The organism is Methylomagnum ishizawai (genome assembly GCF_900155475.1).
Taxonomy (GTDB): domain Bacteria; phylum Pseudomonadota; class Gammaproteobacteria; order Methylococcales; family Methylococcaceae; genus Methylomagnum; species Methylomagnum ishizawai_A.
In genome coordinates this window covers 2,274,100-2,294,259 of the sequence record NZ_FXAM01000001.1, presented here as the reverse complement: position 1 = coordinate 2,294,259, position 20,160 = coordinate 2,274,100, and the positions used below count along the sequence as shown (strand labels likewise).

Below are 20,160 nucleotides of genomic sequence, written 5' to 3'. Positions count from 1 at the left end.
CACCCGATGGCCTATGCGCCCCGTGGAGCGGGATTCACAACACCACCTGGGTGCCGAGTTCGATCACCCGGTCGGAGGGAATCCTGAAATAGCTGGCGGCGCTGCTGGTGTTGCGGGCCAGCCCGATGAACAGCTTCATGCGCCACAGCGCCATCCTGGGGTTCGGCGATGGCAGCAGGGTTTCGCGGCTGAGAAAAAACGTCGTGTCGGCGGGATCGATATCGAATTCGCGGCTGCTCGATTTCAGTACGCGGGGAATGTTCGGGGTTTCCATGAAGCCATAACGCAACACGATCCTGAACATGCCGTCGGCCAGCTTGGTCACTTCCCGCCGCCGTTCCGCCGCCACCCAGGGCAAAGGCTCGGTCAGCACGGTCATGACCACCACGGTCTGGTGCAAGACCTTATTGTGCTTGAGATTGTTGAGCAGGGCGAAGGGCACGCCGAACTGGCTCCCAGTCATGAACACGGCGGTCCCCGGCACCCGCACCGGCGGTTGCTCGGCGACGCGGGCCAGGAACACATTGATCGGCATCGCTTCCTCCTTCAAGCGCTCCATCAGCAAATCACGGCCCCGCTTCCAGGTCGTCAGCACCGTGAACACGGTCAGGCCGATGGCGAGCGGAAACCAGCCGCCCTCCGGTATCTTCAGCGAATTGGCCCCGAAGAACGCCAGATCGACCAGCAGGAACAGGAACGCCACCACGCCGCTGAGATAGGGATTCCATTTCCATAGGCTATAGACCACCACGAAGGCCAGCAGGGTATCGATGGCCATGGTGCCGGTCACGGCGATGCCATAGGCGGCGGCCAGGTTCGAGGACGAGCGGAAACCCAGCACCAGGGCGACGATGCCGATCATCAGCGCCCAGTTGATCCAGGGGATATAGATTTGCCCCATCTCCTCCTCGGAGGTGTACTGCACGTTCAAACGGGGCAGGAAGCTCAGGTGCATGGCCTGCGAAGTCAGCGAGAACGCCCCGGAAATCACCGCCTGCGAGGCGATGATGGTGGCGAGGGTGGCAAGGCCGATCATCAGGGCCAGCCATTCGTTGGGCACCAGCAGGTAGAAGGGATTCTGCACCGCCGTGGCATCCTGGATGAGCAAGGCGCCCTGGCCGAAATAATTCAGCAGCAAGGCCGGCAACACCATGTAGAACCAGGCCTTGCGGATCGGCGCGGCTCCGAAATGGCCCATGTCGGCATAGAGCGCCTCGCCCCCCGTCACCGCCAACACCACCGAACCCAGCACCAAAATCCCATGCCAACCATGCGCGGCGAAGAAATGCGCGGCGTGCCAAGGATTGAGCGCCGCCAACACCCCGGGCGCGCCGGCCAGGCTATGGATGCCGAACCCGGCCAAGGCCAGGAACCACAGCACCATGATCGGCCCGAACAACGCCCCGACCACCGCCGTCCCGCTGCGCTGCACCCCGAACAAGGCGATCAATACCGTCAGCGCGATGGGGATGACGTAGGCGTGTAGCTCCGGCTTCAAGACCCCCAGGCCCTCGACCGCGCTCAACACCGAGATCGCCGGGGTGATGATGCCGTCGCCATAGAACAGCGAAGCCCCCGCCAGCCCCAGCATCATCAGCGCGGCGCGCCAGGATGGGGCGATCCGCGCCTTCTGGGTGATGAGGGACATCAAGGCCATGATGCCGCCCTCGCCCTTGTTGTCGGCCCGCATGATGAAGACCACGTACTTGAGCGAGATCACGATCAGGATGGCCCAGAAGATCAGGGACAAGACCCCCAGGATATTGTCCGGGGTCGGTTCCACCGCGTGGGCACCTCCGAAACATTCGCGCATCGTGTAAAGTGGGCTGGTACCGATGTCCCCGAACACCACGCCCAGGGCGGCGATCACCAGGTTTTTCTGATCTTTGGGTTGAATGGAAGCGTAAAGGGTGGAGGGCATCGTGGACCGTGTGGAAGGTGAATGGAAACACCCCGTCCCAGGGGATCGGATCAGGCGGGCGGGACACCGGGAAGGATCGACCAAAGGTACGCATCGGAAATTTATTATTATCTTTAAAACAGCCTCGGACCCGGCCATGGCGGCCCGGTATCCGCTCCCTCGGACCCATAAAAAAAAACGGCTCGATCCATGAACCCACCGAAATGGCTCTTCCTATGCTTGGGGCTGGCCTTATTGGCCGGCTGCGCGGCTTTCGTGGCGAAACAGGATTTTTCGGTCCTGTACGGACCCGCCCACCCCAAACCACGCTGGCTAACCGGCGAACAATATACACATCGCCTTGCCGAGGGCAAGGTTTCGTTCGGGCGCGATGTGAAACCCATCCTCGATTCGCGCTGCGTGGTCTGCCATGGCTGCTACGACGCCCCTTGCCAATTGAAATTGGAATCCGCCGAAGGTTTGGACCGGGGCGCGTCCAAGACCCTGGTCTACGATGGCGCCCGCATGAAGGCCGCGCCCCCCACCCGGCTGTTCATCGATGCCCAGGACACGGCGGCTTGGCGGGACAAGGGCTTCTTCCCGGTGCTGAACGAGCGCATGGAGTCCGAGCAGGCTAATACCGACAACGCCCTGCTCTACCAAATGCTGCTGCTCAAAAAACAGCATCCCCTACCGACCGGCGGACGCTTGCCGGACACGTTCGAGTTCGGCCTGGACCGCGAGTTGCATTGCCCGGCCCGCGAGGAATTCCAAGGCTTCGCCCGCGAACACCCGGACTGGGGGATGCCCTATGGCCTCCCCGGCCTGCGCCCGCAGGAATTCGACACGATTACCCTGTGGCTCAAGCAAGGCGCGATGGTGCCACCACCCGCCCCGGTGTCCGCCCGCGCCCAGGCCGAGGTGAAACAATGGGAAAGCTTCCTCAACCAGGACACGCCCAAGCAACAACTGGTCTCGCGCTACCTCTACGAACATTTGTTCGCGGGGCATCTGCACTTCAAAGGCTATACCGAGCGCGAATTCTTCCGGCTGGTGCGCTCCACCACCCCGCCCGGCGCGGAAGTCAAAGAAATCGCCACGCCCAAGCCCTACGACGATCCCGGCACCGGGCGGGTCTATTACCGCCTGTTGCCATTGCGGGAAACCGTGGTGGACAAAAGCCACCTGGTCTACGAACTGGGCGCGGCGCGGCTGCGGCGCTTCCAGCAATTGTTCATCGAACCCGGCTACGAGGTGAGGGAAATGCCCGGCTACGCGCCCGAGATCGCCGCCAATCCCTTCAAGGCTTTCGCCGCCATCCCGCCGCGCTCGCGCTACCAGTTCATGCTGGACGACGCCTATTTCTTCGTGGCGGGCTATATGAAAGGGCCGGTGTGCCGGGGACAGGTGGCGCTGAACGTGATCCGCGACCGCTTCTGGGTAGCGTTCTTCGACCCGGAACAGGACGCCATCAGCAACGACGCGGCCTTCCTGGCCGAGCAGGGCGAACGGCTGCGCATCCCCAGTGAAAAGAACAACGATATCGAACTGGGCGACGCCTGGTCGGGCTATGCCGATATCCAAAAGTCCTACCTCAAGGCCAAGCACGAATACCTGAACCGCTTGGACGGCCATCCACGCAACTCGCTGGCGGCGATCTGGGACGGCGGCGGACGCAACCGTGACGCGCTGCTGACCGCCTTCCGCCATTTCGACAGCGCCTCGCTGGAGCGGGGCTTCATCGGCGACGCGCCCCTGACCGGCTGGCTGTTGGACTATCCGCTATTGGAGCGCATCCATTACCTGTTGGTGGCGGGCTTCAACGTGTTCGGCAACGTCAAGCACCAGCTCGCGACCCGGACCTTCATGGACATGATGCGGCTGGAGGGCGAGAACAATCTCCTGAGCCTGTTGCCGGCGCGGGAACGCAAAGCCATACACGACCAATGGAACCGGGGCGCCCTGGGCCAGTTGCACGCGGCGATCTACAACCCCTATTACGGCTACGGGCCGGATTCGGCGGTGGCGTTCCAAACCGCCGACCCTAAGCGCGAGTTGTTCGAACTGATCCGGGCCAAGGTGGCGGAAGCCCGGCCCACGCCCGCCGGATTCGATAGCTGTCCGGGCCGGGAATGCGGCCCGCGCCCGCTCACGGCCTTGGAACAAAGCGTGGCGGCGGCGCTCAAGCCCTTGGACGAATTGCAAGGCGGCGGCATCCAATACCTCCCGGAACTCTCGTACCTCCGCGTCCACGACGGCCCGGCCAAGACCGAGGCCAGCCCGGTATTCAGCCTGGTCAAGAACGAGGCGCTCACGAACGTGTCGCTGCTGTTCATGGAAAACCTCCGGCGGCTACCGGGCGAGGATACCCTGACCGTGGTGCCGGATTTGGTCGGCAGCTATCCCAATTTCTTCTTCGACCTCGACCGCCGCGACCTGCCGGAATTCGTGGGCCGGGTGACTGCGATCAAGGGCGCGGACGATGTCGCGGCCTTGGTGGAACGCTTCGGCGTCCGCCGCGCCGACCCTAGGTTCTGGGAATTCTCGGACTTCTTCAACCAGCGCCACCACAACCGCCATCCGGTCACGGCGGGTTGGTTCGACCTGAACCGTTACGATAACCTTTAAGGGGCAAGCCATGCCCTGGAAACGATGCAAATGAATATAAAACGCCTCCCCAAAGCAACCCAATGGAATAGCCACGCGCTATTCAAGCGACGCCCGCTTGATTTTCAAGCTATGCGGCCCACCTCATGACCTCAAATTGTTGCGTCAAATAACACAATAAATATTGTATATAACGCATACCATCCATTGTTTGGAATTGGGGGATGTGAACCGCCGTCCGATTCCCGGAATGATTTTCATTTGGCACGAAACTCGAATAGAATCGAACTTTTACCCTCGACTAGAACCGTGTTTTTAAGCGATTCCAACGGAAGCCCCGGCAGCGCCGCGAACCGGACAGGCATGGACCCGGACCACCAGCCCCCACGTCCAGCCCCTTTCATCGCGTGGATCATGGACGGGGAAGAACATCCCACCCGGCTCTGGAGCTTGCTGGCCGTCCTGGTGGTTTCCCTACATTTCCTGGCGCTGGTGTGGCTGAAACAAGCCCATGTGCCCATCCAGGAAAAACCGCCGGTCCCCCCTCCCATGGATGTGGCCCTGGTCGCCGCCGAAATCCCGCAGCCCCAAGCCGCCCCGGAGCCGGTGCCGCAACCCCCCGCGCCGCCACCTCCGCCACAAAAGGTCGAGCCGCCACCCCCCAAACCCAAACCTGTGGTCAAGCCTCCGCCGCCCAAGCCGGTAGTGAAAAAAGTGGTCAAACCGGCACCCAAGCCGGTGCAGAAAAGCCCCGATGCCCCGCCGCGTCCCGAACCCACGCCCGAACGCGACAGCGCCCCGCCGGAACCCCCCCGCGAGTCCGCGCACGCCGTGGAAGCCCCGGTCCCGCCGAGGGCCGCGCCCGTGGTCAAAGCGCCGACCCCGGTCTCGGTCGCCCACGGCAGGCTGTTGAGCCGGCCCGAACCGCACTACCCGGCATCGGCCAAATCGCGGGGCTTGACCGGCCATGTGAAAGTGAAGATTTGGGTATCGGCCAGCGCCGAGGTGGAAAAAGTGGCGGTCGTCCAAAGTTCCGGCCATGAAATCCTCGACGAGGCGGCGGTGGAAACCGTGCGGGACCGCTGGCGGTTCTCCGCTTCGATGAAAGGCGATACCCCCGTTTCCGACACCTACGAAGTCGTCATCAAGTTCACCCTCAAGCAAGCAGACTAGGAGAACCATGTCCCAAATCCCGGCCACCGCCATCGTCGATGGCACGCTCTACACCCTGACCGCGTTTTCCGTGGCGACCTGGACCATCATCCTGTTCAAAAGCGTCCAAATCTGGCGCAGCGGACGGCAGAACCGGACCTTCCATACCTCGTTCTGGGACACGCCCGACCTGGAAACGGCGGAACGGCTATCCGCCGACCCGGAAGCCGGACCCAAGGCCCGCATCGCCCGCGCCGGTTTCCTCTGGCTCAAGGAACTCAGGAGCGACACCACGGGACGCCTGAAATACCGCGGCACCCCGGAAGAATTGCTGGAACGCGCCCTGCAACGCCAACTGCGGAAAGAGCAGCACGCCATGGAACGCGGACTCACCCCGCTCGCCAGCATGGGCAGCACCGCGCCTTTCGTCGGGCTGTTCGGCACCGTGGTCGGCATCATGCACGCCCTGCACGAGGTCAGCAAAGCCGGCACCGCGACCCTGGACGTGGTGGCCGGTCCCATCGGCGAAGCCCTGATCGCCACCGCCATCGGCATCGCCGTGGCCGTGCCCGCCGTTCTGGCCTACAACTTCTTCCTGCGCCGGGCCAAGTTGCAGCGGCTGGGATTGGAAAGCTTCGGACGCGATTTCCTACATCTGGTCCTCAACCCCGACACCGCCAACGGAGGCCGCTGACATGGCGTTCCAAGCCCAATCCGAAGAACAGGAAGCGATGAGCGAGATCAACGTCACGCCCTTGGTGGACGTGATGTTGGTGCTGATGGTGGTGTTTCTGGTCACGGCCCCGCTGCTGACCCAATCGGTCAAGGTCAGCCTGCCCAAGACCGCCAGCACCGACCAAAGCGACAAGGACCAGCCCATGAAGCTGGGCATCGACGCCCAGGGCGGCGTCACCCTGAACACGCAGCCGGTCGCCGACCTCGCCGCGCTGGAAACCACGCTGAAGACCGAGGTCCAAAGCAATCCTGAACTGGCCGTGCACCTCTACGCCGACCAGGCCGTGAACTACGCCCAGGTCGCCAAGGTCATGGCCGCCGTGCAACGGGCCGGCATCGGCAAGATGGCCTTCGTCAGCACCGAAGGCCAGCCATAGGCCATAAAAAAATCCCCGCGCCGCCCAATCCGGTGGTCGCGGGGATTCCCATCCGTCCAACCCCGTCAGCTTTGCTCCCAAGGCAGGCCATGGCAGCGCCAACCGCCCACCGCGCCGCGGTGTTTCTGCCCATCCAGCGGCCCCTCGAATCCTTCCTCGATATTCGCCAGATTGCGGTAGCCCGCCGCCGCCAGCGCGTTGGCGGCGTCCCAGGAGCGCTGTCCGCTGCGGCACAGCAGGAACACCGGGGTTTCCGGGTCCGGGGCCAACTGCCGGGCGCGTTCCAGGAATTCGGGGTTGGGCCGCCAATCCGGCGCGAATTTCCAGGGCAGGTTGACCGCCCCCAGCGGATGGCCGATGAACGAATATTCCAAAGGATCGCGCACATCCAGCAACAGGGCGGCCGCCCCGGCTTGCAACGCGGCGTAGGCTTCGGGAGGGGTCAAACGTTTAATCGCAGTCATGGGATTGCTCCATCGAAGGTGGGCGCGGCCAAGGCCGCGGCAAAAAATCAGCGTCTTTGGGCAACCAGCCGGGCTTGGTCCCCGTCTTCGCAATAGGCCAGCGGTTCCAATGCCCCGAACAGCAGGCGCAATTCGCCGGGCCGCAGCAAATAGGCCGGATTGGACGGCCCCGTTGCACTTCCGACGGTGTAGGTCTGGTAGAACAACACGCCGCCGGGCCGCAGCGCCGCCATCAGGGCCGGGACCAAATCCCGGTCCAGGAACCGGCTGACCACCACCACATCGAAGCCGTCCGCCGCCGGGGGCCGCGCCACCACATCCCTGGCCTCGACCGCGACCGCCAAGCCTTCCGCCCTGGCGGATTCCGCCAAGCGCTCCAGGGCGACCGGGGAAATATCGTAGGCCGTCGTAGCCAAGCCACGGCGGGCCAGGAACAGCGCATTGCCACCCAGGCCGCAGGCCAAATCCAGCGCCGCCCCGCCCAAGGGCAGATGGGCGGCATGTTCCGCCAACACCCGCGCCGGTTCCGGCACCGCGCCCGCCACCCGGACCCGGTAAATCCGGTCCCATTTCTCCCGCGCCGCCCGCCCGTCCCGCGTCATGGCCGGTCCTCGCCCTCGCCCTGGAAAATCTGCTCCACGGCGGGAATCAGCTTCTTGTCGATCAGGAACATGATGACATGGTCGCCCTCCTCGATCACGGTGTCGTGGTGGAACTGGATCACCTCCTCGCCGCGCACCAGCGCCCCCATCACCACACCGGGGGGAATCTTGATCTTGCCGAGCGGGAGGCCCACCACCTTGGAAAAACCGGGACGGCCATGGGCCACGGCCTCGATGGCCTCGGACGCCCCATGCCGCAGCGAATACACCTGCACGATATCGCCGCGCCGGACATAGCGCAGCAAGGCGCCGATGGTGGCCTGGTGCGGTGAAATCACCAAATCCACCTGGGCGTTATCGACGATATCGGCGTAGGCGCTCTTGTTGATGAGGCTGATGACCCGCCGCGCCCCCAGCCGCTTGGCCAGCATGGCCGAGAGGATATTGGCCTCGTCGTCGTTGGTGATGGCGCAGAACACATCGGTGTTCTCGATGTTCTCGTTCAGCAGCAACTCCTTGTCGGAGGCATCGCCCGCCAACACCACGGTATTGGCCAGTTCGCTGGCGATCTTCTTAGCCCTTTTCCGGTCCTTCTCGATCACCTTGACCTGGTAGCGCGATTCCAGCGCCAAGGCCACCCGCTTGCCGATATGGCCGCCGCCCGCGAAGATCAGGCGCTTATAGGGCTTTTCGGTCTTGCGCAATTCGCCCATCACGTCCTTGATCTCCTCGGCGGACGCCAGGAAGAACACCTCGTCGCCGTCCTCGATGATAGTGCGGCCATTGGGCACGATGGCCTTGCCCTTGCGGAAGATCGCGGTGATGCGGGCATGGACGTTGGGCATGTGCTGATGCAATTCGCGGATTTCGTGGCCGACCAGGGGACCGCCCTCGCGGGCGCTGACCGAAACCAGGCGCACCTTGCCTTCGGCGAAATCCAAGACCTGGGACGCGCCGGGATATTCCAGCAGGCGCTCGATGAACTGGGTGATGATGCGTTCCGGGCTGATGACCACATCGATGGGGATGGCTTCCGGCGAGAACATGCCGGGATAGGTGAAATATTCCAAGGCGCGGACGCGGGCGATCTTGCGCGGCACCTTGAAGAGGACATCGGCGATGGAACAGGCCAGCATATTGGTCTCGTCGTCGCTGGTAACGGCGATGAGCATATCGGCTTCGGCGGCCCCGGCCCGTTGCAGCACGGTGGGATGGGCGGCGTTGCCCTGGACCGTGCCAATATCAAAGCGGTCCTGCAAATCCTTCAAGAGGCCGGGCTGGCTATCGACCATGACGATATCGTTGGCCTCGCTGGCGAGGCTGCCGAGGACGCTGCTGCCAACCTGGCCCGCGCCTAGGATGATGATTTTCATGTTGGGTTTGGCTTGATGGGAGGGATTGCCGGTAGGCCGTCCCAGGGGCGGCCTGCGCCGGGCGGGCATTTTAACAGGGTTCGGGGATGGGCAAGCCGCCGTTCCGGGAGAGCGGGGATGCGCCAATCACCCCCCAGCAGGCGGACCGCCACAACGCAGGCCAATATCCACAAAACCACCCCAAGCACACACCTTGACAAGGCCGCCGCCGTAACGACTGGCCTTGACCGTGCAGGGTCGCCAAAGATTCACCACAAACGGTTTTGCGATGACACTTATTTCGGGCCGGTGGAAACAATCAGGCAACGCATCCATCCCATACCGATGGAGGCGGTTCATTTACTTGCCTCCATCCGCCATCGCGAGCGGATTATCGCAATCCACCAATACCGTGAATTTCCGATCCTGGGTATAAGCGGCTACGGACAGCTTATAGCCCTGCAATTGCTTCCAAAACGCATCGTTACCCGCCGGAGCCGGGCAGATTTCACCCTTGAGCCGCGCCTGCTGTGCCTCGGGCGGGCCGGGGATAGCCTCCTTCACTAGGATATCCGCGACCAACTCCTGATCGCCGAAGCCATGGGTGACTTTGACGAATTGCCAGCCGGTTTCCATTTTCTCCCCGGCGAACTGCTTTTGCAGCGCGGCCTGGAGTTCCGGTGGTATTTTCCTGCCACAAGACACCAAAGCCAAAACCGCGACCAATAGTATTATTATTCTCATAGTCTCCTCCTCTGGGTGTTATACCCGTCCTTGTTTATAGGAATGGCAGGCAATGCCGGACCGGGGTATCCGATACTAGAATCATCCCAACGCGATCCGCTGCCGGCCGCCATTATAAGCCCGCCACTGGCGTTTCATGCCGGGCCGGACAGAGCCGCCCCAGCCCTGGTTCCCGGTGGCTGGAACGGACGATCCTGAACCCAAGCTGAATCCGGCCCGGCCCGCGCTAAAACCGGTTTTGCCATATGCTTGATTTAAAAGGACAATCGGACATGCCTAACAGGCTTAAGAAAAAAGTGTGGACACTGAATTTTTTTTCTTTAGACTGTCGCGCAGCTTCAGGGAAGAAGCCAACTTTGAGAGTCGTCAAAGAGGAGGAAGCCCGGTTGGGCTATATACAACAACAAAAAAGCACTACGCACGGACCGCCCCCAGCGGCGTCCATACAGTAAAAAAAACAATAAAAAATCAGCCCGCCAGAGTCGCGGGCTTTTTTTTGGGCAAAAAAAAGCGACCGCCGAGGGTCGCCAAGAGGAGGAGAACTTTTGGCCCGGCGCACCCGAGGGAACGAAAGTGGCCCACCGCGAAAGTCCTGTTGAGGTAGGCATAAATTCTACAGGCTATTTGCCCGTGTCCCTATCAGAGGTTCTTATGCCATGGATAACGGCGGATAGAGGATATGCGGATTGACACACCGGCTCCGGCTTTTGCCGCACAGTCCCGCTATCCGGGAAACAGGCTATTCCGGTGTGCCTTCCGCACCCGCCCAGAGCTTCCCCGCTCCCGGAAACCGGGTCGCCGGAACGCATGGACGGGCCTTTTTCCGGCTTACGCCCGCGCCGGGAGGCCGTTTCCCACCGGGCAATCCAGGTTCGACTTTCCCTAGGTGGGGCATTATTATTCGGGCACCCCCCCGCCCCGAGCGCTGTTTTTTAAATTCTTAAAAAAATTCCCCCTATCGTTCCAGACATGACTCCCGGAGGTTTGACCAGTTATGGAACCCTCGCTGCCCGAACTATTGCTCTCAGGCGCCAAGCTCATGTTAATCGGCATGGGCATCGTGTACCTCTTCCTGGCTCTGCTGGTCTGGATCATCGGCATGACGCACAAGCTGCTCAACCGCTATACCCCGGAACCCGGCCCGGCCCGTTCCAGCCTGGGGCTGGGCGAAGCCGAAGAGGATGAGGTCGTCGCCGTCATCGGCGCGGCGCTCCACCGTTACCGGCACCCGTGAAACCCCACAACAATAAGGAGCTTGTTCAATGGCTACTCCCTTAGGCATCACCGATGTCGTGCTGCGCGACGCGCACCAGTCCCTGCTGGCGACCCGCCTACGCATCGAGGACATGTTGCCGATCTGCGGAAAACTGGACCAAGTCGGTTTTTGGTCGCTGGAAAGCTGGGGCGGGGCGACCTTCGACGCTTGTATCCGCTATCTCGGCGAAGACCCCTGGGAACGCCTCCGCACCCTCAAGCAAGCGCTGCCGAAGACGCCGCTGCAAATGCTGCTGCGCGCCCAGAATCTCCTAGGGTATCGGCATTACGCCGACGACGTGGTCGATCAATTCGTGGAACGCTGCGCCGTCAACGGGGTGGATGTGTTCCGCATCTTCGACGCCATGAACGACCCCCGCAATTTCGAACGGGCCATCCGCGCCACCCTGGCCGTCGGCAAGCACGCCCAGGGCACGATTTCCTATACCGTCAGCCCGGTCCACACCATCGAGATGTGGGTGGACCTCGCCAAGCGCCTGGAGGACATGGGTTCCCATTCCATCGCCATCAAGGACATGGCCGGGCTGCTGAAACCCTATGTGGCCTACGAACTGGTCGGCCGCCTGAAACAAGCGGTCAGCGTGCCCATCCACATGCAATCCCACGCCACCACGGGTTTAAGCACCGCCACCATCCTCAAATGCGCGGAAGCCGGCATCGACAACGTCGATACCGCGATTTCCTCGATGAGCATGACCTACGGCCACAGTGCCACCGAGGCCGTGGTCGCCGCGCTCGAAGGCCAGGACCGCGACACCGGCCTGAACCTCAAGCTGTTGGAAGAAATCGCCGCCTATTTCCGCGAGGTGCGGAAAAAATACGCCAAGTTCGAGGGGAGCCTTAGGGGCGTCGATAGCCGCATCCTGGTGGCCCAGGTGCCGGGCGGCATGTTGACCAACATGGAAAGCCAATTGAAGGAACAAGGCGCTTTGGACCAATTCGACGCCGTGCTGGAAGAAATCCCCCGCGTGCGCGAAGACCTGGGTTTCATCCCGCTGGTGACGCCCACCTCCCAAATCGTCGGCACCCAGGCGGTGATGAACGTCCTGATGGGCGAGCGCTACAAATCCATCGCCAAGGAAACCCAAGGCATCCTGAAAGGCGAATACGGGTCCACGCCCGCCCCGGTCAACGCCGAATTGCGGGAGCGGGTGCTGCAAGGGGCCGAACCCATCGTTTGCCGACCCGCCGACCTGCTGGAACCCGAGATGGACAAGCTCACGGCGGAACTCCACAAGCTCGCCGCCGAACAAGGCTTCAAACTGGCCGGGGACGCCATCGACGATGTGCTGACCTATGCCCTGTTCCCGCAGATCGGCCTCAAATTCCTGCAAAACCGCGGCAAGCCCGAAGCCTTCGAGCCACCGCCCAGCGCCGAAAAAACGGCATCGCAGGCCACCGCGTTCGACGTGACCGTGAATGGCCGGGTCTACCGGGTCGATGCGGGCAGCGGCGAAGTGCTGTCGGTCAATGGCCGCGATTACAAGGTCGCCGTGGCTCCGGCGGCGGGCGCGGTGCCGGCGGCACGGCCCGTCAGCGGCGGCGGTGGTGAAACCGTCAAAGCCCCGATGGCCGGCCATATCCTGCGCATCCAGGTCAAGGAGGGCCAGCACGCCGAACCCAACAAGGTGGTGATCGTGATGGAAGCCATGAAGATGGAAACCGAAATCCGCACCCGCAACGGCGGCCTGGTCGCGAACATCGCCGTCAAGGTCGGCGATACCGTCGCGGCCCAGGACGTTCTGATGACCCTGGAGTGAGGTGGACGATGGAAGGTTTCATCCAACTCTGGGAAAGCACCGGGCTGTCCAATTTCCAGCCCGGACAGGCGATGATGATGGCGGTGGGCTTCCTGCTGCTGTACCTCGCTATCAAGAAGGAATTCGAGCCGCTGCTGCTGTTGCCCATCGGCTTCGGCGCGGTGTTGAGCAACATCCCCGTCGCGGGCATCGCCGAGGAAGGCGGCATCCTGTCCTATCTCTATCTCGGCATCAAATCGGGCGTGTTCCCCTTGTTGATCTTCATGGGCGTGGGGGCGATGACCGATTTCGGCCCGATGCTGGCCAATCCCAAAACTCTGCTGCTAGGGGCGGCGGCGCAGTTCGGCATCTTCGGCACCCTGCTCGGAGCCTTGGCCTTGAACCTGGTGCCAGGACTCCACTTCAGCTTCCAGGACGCCGCCGCCATCGCCATCATCGGCGGCGCGGACGGTCCGACCTCGATCTATGTCGCCTCCAAGTTGGCCCCGGACCTGCTCGGGGCCATCGCCGTGGCGGCCTATTCCTATATGGCCCTGGTGCCCCTGATCCAACCACCCATCATGCGTGCCCTCACCACGCCGGAAGAGCGTTTGATCGAAATGGCCCAGCTCCGCCGGGTGTCCCGCGTCGAGAAAGTGGTATTCCCCATGGTGCTGCTGATGTTGAGCGCCATGCTGCTGCCCTCGGCGACTCCCTTGATCGGCATGTTCTGCCTGGGGAATCTGCTGCGCGAATCCGGCGTAGTGGACCGCCTTAGCAAGACCTCGCAGAACGAACTCATCAACATCGTGACCATCTTCCTGGGGCTGTCGGTGGGTTCCAAGCTCAGCGCCGGGCAGTTCCTCAGGCCCGAAACCCTAGGGATTTTGGTGCTGGGGGCCTTGGCCTTCAGCTTCGGCACGGCTTCGGGCGTCCTGATGGCGAAGGTGATGAACCTCATCACGCCGAACAACAAGGTCAATCCCTTGATCGGGGCCGCCGGGGTGTCCGCCGTGCCGATGTCGGCCCGCGTCGCCAACAAGGTGGGCCAGGAAAGCAACCCGCACAACTTCCTGTTGATGCACGCCATGGGACCGAACGTGGCGGGGGTGATTGGGTCGGCGGTGGCGGCGGGGGTGTTGCTGGCCTTGGTGCGCTGAGACGCGCCGCCAGCGGATTGATCGATGATGGGCGGAACCTCGCACCCAGGCGCGGAGGTTTCCATATGCTTCCGCCTCTTGGCGCGCTTTGCGCCTTCGCGTGAAGCGGCGTCATGCCATGCCCGCCGCCAAGGATCGGACACCTCCAAGCCTACGGCACTTGGGCATCCCTCCTGGGCGCGGTAGGATAAACCCAGGGCGACGGCGACCCGTCCATGGGTTCCGCCGCGCCCACGGTCCCCAACCAGTTCCATCCCAACTTCCTATGCAATCGAGCTTCATCGGCATCTTCGACTCGGGCGTCGGCGGCTTGGCCGTCCACCGCGCCGCCCGCGAACTACTTCCGCACCAAGCCTTCATCTACGTCGCCGACTCCGGCTTCGCGCCCTACGGCGACCGCGAACCCGCCTACATCGCCCACCGGGTCGCGGCCATCGCCGACGCCCTGGTCGAGCGCGGCGCGCAAGCCCTGGTCATCGCCTGCAACACCGCCACCGTGACCGCCGTGGCCGCGCTCCGGGCCAAGCATCCCATCCCCATCGTCGGCATCGAACCCGCCATCAAACCCGCCGCCGCCTTGAGCCGGGGCGGCCGGGTCATCGTGCTGGCGACCCAGAGGACCACTCAAAGCGAAGCCGTCGCCCGACTCTGTGTCCGCTACGGAGCCGGTGCCCAGATCATACTGCAAGCCTGCCCTGGACTCGCCGATTTGGTCGAAGCCGGCCACATCGACGGGGAAGCCGTCACCAACCTGCTCAAACGCTACCTCACTCCCGTGGCCGCGCGGGCGGGGGATGTCATCGTGCTGGGCTGCACCCATTTCACCTTCCTGGCCGACCGGATCCGCGGCCTGGTCGGTCCCGATGTCGTCCTCATCGAACCCTCGGCAGCCGTAGCCCGGCAATTGGCGCGGCAACTCCCCGCCGACCCGGTCCCAGCCCACAGCGGCCCCGCCAGCGAGACCTTCTACACCACCGCCGCCACGCCGCCCGCCATCGGCGCGGTCATGTCCAAACTGCTGGGCCGCCGCGTCGAGGCGCTGGCAGCCCATGGGCTCGGCCTCGCCATGCGCTGATCCACCCGCTATTCCGCCGCCTTGAGCCGCGCAAACGCCGCCAAAGCCCGCTCCCGGCTGGATTTCAAATCCACGATGGGCAAGGGATAGGTTTCCCCGAGCCGCACGCCCGCCCCCCGCAACACGGCGGGCGCGGCTTCCCAAGGTCGATGGATGACATCGTTCGGCAAGCCCGCCAACTCCGGTACCCAGCGCCGCACATAAGCCCCGTCGGGGTCGAAGCGCTGCCCTTGCAACACCGGATTGAACACCCGGAAATAGGGCGCGGCATCGGCCCCGCAACCGGCGGTCCATTGCCAACCCAGGGTGTTGTTGGCGAGATCGGCATCGACCAAGGTCTCCCAGAACCACCGCGCCCCTTCCCGCCACGGCACCAGCAGGTTCTTGGTCAGGAACGACGCCACCCCCATCCGCACCCGGTTGTGCATCCAGCCGGTGCGCCATAGCTCGCGCATCCCGGCATCGACCAAGGGGTAGCCGGTCCGGCCATCTTGCCAAGCCGTGAGCGCCGCCTGGTCATCCATGGCCCAGGGAAACGCCTCGAACTTGGCGTCCAAGGGCGCGTCGGTGGTCTCGGGAAAATGAGAAAGCAGATGATGGGCGAATTCCCGCCACGCCAGTTCGCGGAGATAGGCTTCGGCCCCAGCCTCGACCTCGGGCGACAACGCCCGCCGCACGGCGTGGACGATCTGGCGCGGGCCGATCTCGCCGAAATGGAGATGGGGCGACAAACGCGAGATCCCCGGCAAATCGGGCCGGTCGCGCAGCTCGTGATAAGCCGCCAAGCCGGAATCGACGAATGCGGCCAAGCGCCGCGCCGCGCCCGCCTCCCCCGGTTGCCAACTTCCATAGAAACCGTCATCCCAAGGAATCCGGGGCAACAATCCCAAATCCCCGACGGCCAAGCCCCACAACTCGTCGGCCACCGGCGGCAAGGCTGTCGGCGCGGCTCCGGGCAGGCAATCCAGCCCGCGTTTCTGCATCGCCTTCCAGAACGGCGTGAACACCCGGTAGGGTTGTCCGCCCTCGCGCAGCAATTCCCCAGGCTCGTATAACAGGCCGCTGTTATGGCTCTCGACCGTGAAATAACCCTCGTTGCGCAGCACCCGCTCGATTTCGGCGTCGCGGGCGATGGCGGAAGGTTCGTAGCAGCGGTTCCAATAAACGGCGGTCGCGCCGGTCTCGGCCAACAGCCCAGCCAGCACCTGGAAACTCGCCCCGCGCCGCAGCACCAGCCTCGAACCCAGACGGCGCAAATCGGCATCGAGCGCCGTGAGGCTATGATGCAGCCACCAACGGGACGCCGACCCCAGGGGCCAAGTCCCGCCGCTGACCGGGGCGTGGATATAGACCGGCACCACCCGCTCGGCGGCGGCGAGCGCGGCCCGCAGCGCGGGGTTGTCGGCGAGGCGCAGGTCTTGGCGGAACCAAACCATCGCGGTCTTCATGCGCCGCCCGTCCCGCACACGCCCTCGCGGCAACGCTTGGCGAAGTGCCAGCCCGCGAAATGGCGATAAGCCCAATCCAGCACGGGTTCCAAGCGCAAGGCCCGGCACCCGCGGGCTAGCCAACGGTAGCGCGGCAAGATCGCCCACAACGCCAGGAACCCTCGCGCCCCTTTATGCGGCTGCCCGGCGGGGTCGATGACATGGAACACCCGTAGCGCTTCCAGGCGCGACACGCCATAGGCGGCGGGGTCGGCGGCGAGCGGGGCGATATCCACCCAATCGATGGGGGCCGCCGCGCCCGCGATGCGGCGGTAATGGGCGATTTCGCGGCTGCACAGCGGGCAACCACCATCGTATAAAACAGTGTGGTTCGGTTCGGACATGGGAGGCTCCTGATGGGTTAGGGTTCGGGATTTTGGAAGGGGACGGCTCGGCCACATCGCCCGCCGGGTTAGGATAAGCGCCCTCCCCCAACTTCCGCCGCCGTCATGAAAGTTTATCGTTTACACCGCGTCCAACGCCTGCCCGTCAGTCTGGAACAAGCTTGGCCGTTCTTCTCCACCCCGCGCAATCTGGAACGCATCACGCCGGGTTTCCTCCATTTCGCGATCACCTCCGACCCGCCGGAGGATATCTACCCGGGACTCATCATCACCTACCGGATCGCCGCCGTGGCCGGGATACCGATGACCTGGGCGACGGAAATCAAGCATGTGGAACCGCTACGCCGTTTCGTGGACGAGCAGCGGATCGGGCCGTTCCGGTTCTGGTATCACGAACACAGTTTCCGGGCGGTCGAGGGCGGCATCGAAATGGAAGACACCGTGCATTACGTCATGCCTTGGGGCTGGTTCGGACGGCTGGTCCATGCCGTGTTCATCGGGGCGCGGCTCAGGGCGATTTTCGACTTCCGGCGGGAGTATCTGGCCGGGTTGTGGAAAAACGCCGGACCCCTCAATCCTTCACCGCCACCAGCATGTAATTGATGCCCTCGTACCGGGTCAGCCGGAACGTCCGACGCCAAGGATTCATGCCGACCCCGGTCCGCTCCACCACGCGCATCCCGTCCCGTTCCAACAAAGCCCGGAGTTCCTCGGGGCTAGGGAATTTCCGCCACTGGTGGGTGCCCTTGGGCAACCAGCGCAGCACATATTCCGCCCCGAGGATCGCCCCCAGGAACGAGGCCCAAGTCCGGTTAATCGTGGCGACCACCATCATCCCGCCCGGCCTCACCAACCCGGCGCAAGTCCGCATGAACAAGGGCAAATCGGCCACATGCTCCACCACTTCCATATTCAGGACCGCGTCGTAGCTTGCGCCCCGCGCCAGCAAGTCCTCCGCCCCGGTCCATTCGTAGCGGATGGCGAGCCCGGAGGCCTGGGCGTGGCGCTCGGCGATGCGGATGTTCTTCTCCACCCCATCCACCCCATGCACCTCGGCCCCCAGCCGCGCCATGGCCTCGCTCAGCAAACCGCCACCGCAGCCGATATCCAGCAGCCCGAGTCCCGCCAGCGGCGCCCCGGCGGTGGCGGCGCGGTTGAAATGCCCCGCCAGCCGGTCGCGGATATAGCCCACCCGCAACCCGTTCAGCCGGTGCAAAGGCCAGAACGGCCCGTCCGCCTGCCACCAGAGTTGGGCCAGCTTCTCGAAACGGGCGGCTTCGGCGGGGTCGAGGGTCGGGGTGGACGGGTTCATGGGGGTCGCTCCTGGGGAATTTCGGTAGGCGGGTTTTATAACCCAGGCCCGCCACCACCGAAACCCATCCTTATTGTTTGCCGCCAATATGAATCAGGTAAAATCGCCGTTTTTTCTTGCGAGAGCGCGGAGCAATGGTAGAAATCGGCATCGTCATGGGCAGCACCAGCGACTGGGAAGTCATGCGGCACGCGGCCCGGCAATTGAAGGACTTGGGCGTCGGCTACGAAACCCAGGTGGTTTCCGCCCACAGGACACCGGACTTGCTGTTCCAATACGCGGAAACGGCCCAGGCGCGGGGACTCAAGGCCATCATCGCCGGAGCCGGGGGCGCGGCCCATCTACCGGGGATGCTGGCGGCCAAAACCACGCTGCCGATCCTGGGCGTGCCGGTGCCCAGCAAATATCTCAAGGGCTTGGATTCGCTGTATTCCATCGTGCAAATGCCCAAGGGCATCCCGGTCGCCACCTTCGCCATCGGCGAAGCGGGCGCGGTCAACGCCGGGCTGTTCGCCGCCGCCCTGCTCGCCCACCACGATCCCGCCCTCCAAGCCCGGCTGGCCGAATTCCGCCGGAAACAAACTGAAAGCGTCCTCGCCGCCGCATTGCCAGAACTGGATTGAATCCGCATCCTCTCCCTTCCCGAGCAAGAGGCTCCGTTATGAAACACATCCTGCCGAATGCCATGCTGGGCATGTTGGGCGGCGGCCAACTGGGCCGCATGTTCACTATCGCGGCGCGGGCCATGGGCTACCGCGTCACCGTCCTCGACCCGGACCCGGAAAGCCCGGCGGGCGGCTTGGCCGATGTCCACCTCCGCGCCGCCTACGACGACCCGGCGGCCCTGGACGAACTGGCCGCGACCTGCGCCGCCGTCACCACCGAATTCGAGAACGTGCCCGCCGAAAGCCTGCGCCGTCTGGCCGAACGCACCCGCGTCAGCCCCTCGGCGGACAGCGTCTCCATCGCCCAGGACCGCATCGCCGAAAAACGCTATATCGCCGGAGCCGGTCTCGCGGTGGCCCCGTTCCTCGCCATCGAAACCGCCCAGGATTTGGAACAGGACTTGAGCGGCCATCTGCCCGGCATCCTCAAGCTGGCCCGCCTGGGCTACGACGGCAAGGGGCAAATCCGGGTCGCGACGGTCGAGGAAACCCAGGCCGCGTTCGCGCAACTGGGCCAAAAGCCCTGTGTACTGGAACGGCGCTTGAACCTCAAGACCGAGGTCTCGGTGATCGTGGCCCGCACCGGCCCCGGCGAAACCACCACCTTCCCGGTGGCCGAGAACCAACACGAAGCCGGCATCCTCGATATCAGCATCGTCCCGGCCAGGGTTGCCCCCGCCGTGGCGCAACGGGCGCGGGACATGGCTTTGCAACTGGCCGAAGCCATGGATTACCGGGGCGTGCTGGCGGTGGAATTCTTCGTGCTGGGTGGCGACGAACTGGTCATCAACGAAATCGCCCCGCGCCCCCATAACAGCGGCCATTACACCCTCGACGCCTGCATCAACGACCAATTCGAGCAGCAGGTGCGGACCTTGTGCGGCCTGCCGCCCGGTTCCACCCGCTTGCTCAGCCCGGTGGTGATGGTCAACCTGTTGGGCGATATCTGGCGCGACGACGAACCGGCCTGGGACAAGCTCCTCAGCCTGCCCAACGCCAAGCTCCACCTCTACGGCAAGAAAACCGCCCGCATCGGCCGCAAGATGGGGCATTTCAACGTGCTGGGCGACGCGGTGGACAGCACCTTGGCGCAGGCTTTGGAATTGAAGCGGATGTTGCAGAATCCGTAGCCCGGACGGAGCGTAGCGGAATCCGGGGCGTCCCGCCGCC

19 protein-coding genes are annotated in these 20,160 nt (G+C 63.8%); 11 read left to right on the top strand and 8 right to left on the bottom strand.

Annotated elements, in window-relative coordinates:
- Positions 1 to 34 precede the first annotated feature (34 nt).
- Positions 35 to 1,921, bottom strand: a complete 1,887-nt coding sequence (locus B9N93_RS10135) for a potassium transporter Kup (RefSeq protein WP_085213277.1) — start codon at positions 1,919 to 1,921, stop codon at positions 35 to 37.
- A gap of 189 nt (positions 1,922 to 2,110) precedes the next feature.
- Here B9N93_RS10135 and B9N93_RS10130 point away from each other — a divergent pair, with 189 nt between their 5' ends.
- The 4 genes from B9N93_RS10130 to B9N93_RS10115 all read left to right on the top strand — a co-directional run bounded on the left by B9N93_RS10130 (position 2,111) and on the right by B9N93_RS10115 (position 6,771).
- Positions 2,111 to 4,528, top strand: coding sequence for a fatty acid cis/trans isomerase (locus B9N93_RS10130; protein ID WP_085213275.1), 2,418 nt, complete (start codon positions 2,111 to 2,113; stop codon positions 4,526 to 4,528).
- Positions 4,529 to 4,921: 393 nt separating this feature from the next.
- Complete coding sequence (locus B9N93_RS25470) at positions 4,922 to 5,680, top strand: energy transducer TonB (RefSeq protein ID WP_176225212.1); 759 nt, start codon at positions 4,922 to 4,924, stop codon at positions 5,678 to 5,680.
- A gap of 7 nt (positions 5,681 to 5,687) precedes the next feature.
- Positions 5,688 to 6,353, top strand: coding sequence for a MotA/TolQ/ExbB proton channel family protein (locus B9N93_RS10120; protein ID WP_085213271.1), 666 nt, complete (start codon positions 5,688 to 5,690; stop codon positions 6,351 to 6,353).
- 1 nt (position 6,354) lies between these two features.
- Positions 6,355 to 6,771 (top strand): ExbD/TolR family protein, encoded by a 417-nt coding sequence (locus tag B9N93_RS10115; RefSeq protein WP_085213269.1) that lies wholly within the window; start codon positions 6,355 to 6,357, stop codon positions 6,769 to 6,771.
- 65 nt (positions 6,772 to 6,836) lie between these two features.
- Here the strand turns inward: B9N93_RS10115 and B9N93_RS10110 are convergent, their stop codons facing one another.
- From B9N93_RS10110 to B9N93_RS10095, 4 genes are all read right to left on the bottom strand, one after another.
- Entirely contained in the window at positions 6,837 to 7,235 is a 399-nt protein-coding gene (locus B9N93_RS10110) for a rhodanese-like domain-containing protein (RefSeq protein ID WP_085213267.1), read from the bottom strand.
- A 47-nt stretch (positions 7,236 to 7,282) separates the two neighbouring features.
- Positions 7,283 to 7,837 (bottom strand): class I SAM-dependent methyltransferase, encoded by a 555-nt coding sequence (locus B9N93_RS10105; RefSeq protein WP_085213265.1) that lies wholly within the window; start codon positions 7,835 to 7,837, stop codon positions 7,283 to 7,285.
- Positions 7,834 to 9,210 carry a Trk system potassium transporter TrkA gene (trkA, locus tag B9N93_RS10100; RefSeq protein ID WP_085216230.1) on the bottom strand — a complete coding sequence of 459 codons (1,377 nt, stop codon included), beginning with the start codon at positions 9,208 to 9,210 and terminating at the stop codon, positions 7,834 to 7,836. Before trkA ends, B9N93_RS10105 begins: the two co-directional genes overlap by 4 nt.
- 339 nt (positions 9,211 to 9,549) lie before the next feature.
- Positions 9,550 to 9,933: a hypothetical protein gene (locus tag B9N93_RS10095; RefSeq protein ID WP_125468922.1), complete on the bottom strand. Its 384-nt coding sequence runs from the start codon at positions 9,931 to 9,933 to the stop codon at positions 9,550 to 9,552.
- Between the two features lie 994 nt (positions 9,934 to 10,927).
- Between B9N93_RS10095 and B9N93_RS10090 the strand changes: the two genes are divergently transcribed.
- From B9N93_RS10090 to murI, 4 genes are all read left to right on the top strand, one after another.
- Positions 10,928 to 11,167, top strand: a complete 240-nt coding sequence (locus B9N93_RS10090; protein ID WP_085213261.1) for an OadG family protein — start codon at positions 10,928 to 10,930, stop codon at positions 11,165 to 11,167.
- A gap of 28 nt (positions 11,168 to 11,195) precedes the next feature.
- Complete coding sequence (gene oadA, locus B9N93_RS10085; RefSeq protein ID WP_085213259.1) at positions 11,196 to 12,968, top strand: sodium-extruding oxaloacetate decarboxylase subunit alpha; 1,773 nt, start codon at positions 11,196 to 11,198, stop codon at positions 12,966 to 12,968.
- A gap of 8 nt (positions 12,969 to 12,976) precedes the next feature.
- The gene (locus B9N93_RS10080) at positions 12,977 to 14,107 is read left to right on the top strand and encodes a sodium ion-translocating decarboxylase subunit beta (RefSeq protein WP_085213257.1); all 1,131 of its coding nucleotides are present in this window, start codon (positions 12,977 to 12,979) and stop codon (positions 14,105 to 14,107) included.
- A 265-nt stretch (positions 14,108 to 14,372) separates the two neighbouring features.
- Complete coding sequence (gene murI / locus B9N93_RS10075; RefSeq protein WP_085213256.1) at positions 14,373 to 15,182, top strand: glutamate racemase; 810 nt, start codon at positions 14,373 to 14,375, stop codon at positions 15,180 to 15,182.
- Between the two features lie 8 nt (positions 15,183 to 15,190).
- On the opposite strand, the gene B9N93_RS10070 is transcribed toward murI, so the two are convergent.
- Both B9N93_RS10070 and B9N93_RS10065 read right to left on the bottom strand, forming a co-directional pair.
- Complete coding sequence (locus tag B9N93_RS10070) at positions 15,191 to 16,630, bottom strand: cryptochrome/photolyase family protein (protein ID WP_085213254.1); 1,440 nt, start codon at positions 16,628 to 16,630, stop codon at positions 15,191 to 15,193.
- Positions 16,627 to 17,013: a thiol-disulfide oxidoreductase DCC family protein gene (locus B9N93_RS10065; RefSeq protein ID WP_125468921.1), complete on the bottom strand. Its 387-nt coding sequence runs from the start codon at positions 17,011 to 17,013 to the stop codon at positions 16,627 to 16,629. Before B9N93_RS10065 ends, B9N93_RS10070 begins: the two co-directional genes overlap by 4 nt.
- 105 nt (positions 17,014 to 17,118) lie before the next feature.
- Here B9N93_RS10065 and B9N93_RS10060 point away from each other — a divergent pair, with 105 nt between their 5' ends.
- Complete coding sequence (locus B9N93_RS10060; protein WP_085213250.1) at positions 17,119 to 17,616, top strand: SRPBCC family protein; 498 nt, start codon at positions 17,119 to 17,121, stop codon at positions 17,614 to 17,616.
- Here B9N93_RS10060 and ubiG read toward each other — a convergent pair.
- Positions 17,585 to 18,325, bottom strand: a complete 741-nt coding sequence (ubiG, locus tag B9N93_RS10055; protein ID WP_085213248.1) for a bifunctional 2-polyprenyl-6-hydroxyphenol methylase/3-demethylubiquinol 3-O-methyltransferase UbiG — start codon at positions 18,323 to 18,325, stop codon at positions 17,585 to 17,587. The two genes, B9N93_RS10060 and ubiG, sit on opposite strands and share 32 nt — an antisense overlap.
- 134 nt (positions 18,326 to 18,459) lie before the next feature.
- Here ubiG and purE point away from each other — a divergent pair, with 134 nt between their 5' ends.
- Together purE and B9N93_RS10045 are read left to right on the top strand one after the other, a co-directional pair.
- Positions 18,460 to 18,948, top strand: a complete 489-nt coding sequence (gene purE, locus B9N93_RS10050) for a 5-(carboxyamino)imidazole ribonucleotide mutase (protein WP_085213246.1) — start codon at positions 18,460 to 18,462, stop codon at positions 18,946 to 18,948.
- Positions 18,949 to 18,986: 38 nt separating this feature from the next.
- Positions 18,987 to 20,120, top strand: coding sequence for a 5-(carboxyamino)imidazole ribonucleotide synthase (locus tag B9N93_RS10045; RefSeq protein WP_085213244.1), 1,134 nt, complete (start codon positions 18,987 to 18,989; stop codon positions 20,118 to 20,120).
- The last annotated feature ends 40 nt before the right edge of the window (positions 20,121 to 20,160 follow it).

Excerpts from the sequence above, each read along its gene's own strand:
- B9N93_RS10135 (WP_085213277.1), bottom strand. The coding sequence starts at position 1,921 with ATGCCCTCCACCCTTTACGCTTCCATTCAACCCAAAGATCAGAAAAAC.
- B9N93_RS10130 (WP_085213275.1), top strand. The coding sequence starts at position 2,111 with ATGAACCCACCGAAATGGCTCTTCCTATGCTTGGGGCTGGCCTTATTG.
- B9N93_RS25470 (WP_176225212.1), top strand. The coding sequence starts at position 4,922 with ATGGACGGGGAAGAACATCCCACCCGGCTCTGGAGCTTGCTGGCCGTC.
- B9N93_RS10120 (WP_085213271.1), top strand. The coding sequence starts at position 5,688 with ATGTCCCAAATCCCGGCCACCGCCATCGTCGATGGCACGCTCTACACC.
- B9N93_RS10115 (WP_085213269.1), top strand. The coding sequence starts at position 6,355 with ATGGCGTTCCAAGCCCAATCCGAAGAACAGGAAGCGATGAGCGAGATC.
- B9N93_RS10110 (WP_085213267.1), bottom strand. The coding sequence starts at position 7,235 with ATGACTGCGATTAAACGTTTGACCCCTCCCGAAGCCTACGCCGCGTTG.
- B9N93_RS10105 (WP_085213265.1), bottom strand. The coding sequence starts at position 7,837 with ATGACGCGGGACGGGCGGGCGGCGCGGGAGAAATGGGACCGGATTTAC.
- trkA (WP_085216230.1), bottom strand. The coding sequence starts at position 9,210 with ATGAAAATCATCATCCTAGGCGCGGGCCAGGTTGGCAGCAGCGTCCTC.
- B9N93_RS10095 (WP_125468922.1), bottom strand. The coding sequence starts at position 9,933 with ATGAGAATAATAATACTATTGGTCGCGGTTTTGGCTTTGGTGTCTTGT.
- B9N93_RS10090 (WP_085213261.1), top strand. The coding sequence starts at position 10,928 with ATGGAACCCTCGCTGCCCGAACTATTGCTCTCAGGCGCCAAGCTCATG.
- oadA (WP_085213259.1), top strand. The coding sequence starts at position 11,196 with ATGGCTACTCCCTTAGGCATCACCGATGTCGTGCTGCGCGACGCGCAC.
- B9N93_RS10080 (WP_085213257.1), top strand. The coding sequence starts at position 12,977 with ATGGAAGGTTTCATCCAACTCTGGGAAAGCACCGGGCTGTCCAATTTC.
- murI (WP_085213256.1), top strand. The coding sequence starts at position 14,373 with ATGCAATCGAGCTTCATCGGCATCTTCGACTCGGGCGTCGGCGGCTTG.
- B9N93_RS10070 (WP_085213254.1), bottom strand. The coding sequence starts at position 16,630 with ATGAAGACCGCGATGGTTTGGTTCCGCCAAGACCTGCGCCTCGCCGAC.
- B9N93_RS10065 (WP_125468921.1), bottom strand. The coding sequence starts at position 17,013 with ATGTCCGAACCGAACCACACTGTTTTATACGATGGTGGTTGCCCGCTG.
- B9N93_RS10060 (WP_085213250.1), top strand. The coding sequence starts at position 17,119 with ATGAAAGTTTATCGTTTACACCGCGTCCAACGCCTGCCCGTCAGTCTG.
- ubiG (WP_085213248.1), bottom strand. The coding sequence starts at position 18,325 with ATGAACCCGTCCACCCCGACCCTCGACCCCGCCGAAGCCGCCCGTTTC.
- purE (WP_085213246.1), top strand. The coding sequence starts at position 18,460 with ATGGTAGAAATCGGCATCGTCATGGGCAGCACCAGCGACTGGGAAGTC.
- B9N93_RS10045 (WP_085213244.1), top strand. The coding sequence starts at position 18,987 with ATGAAACACATCCTGCCGAATGCCATGCTGGGCATGTTGGGCGGCGGC.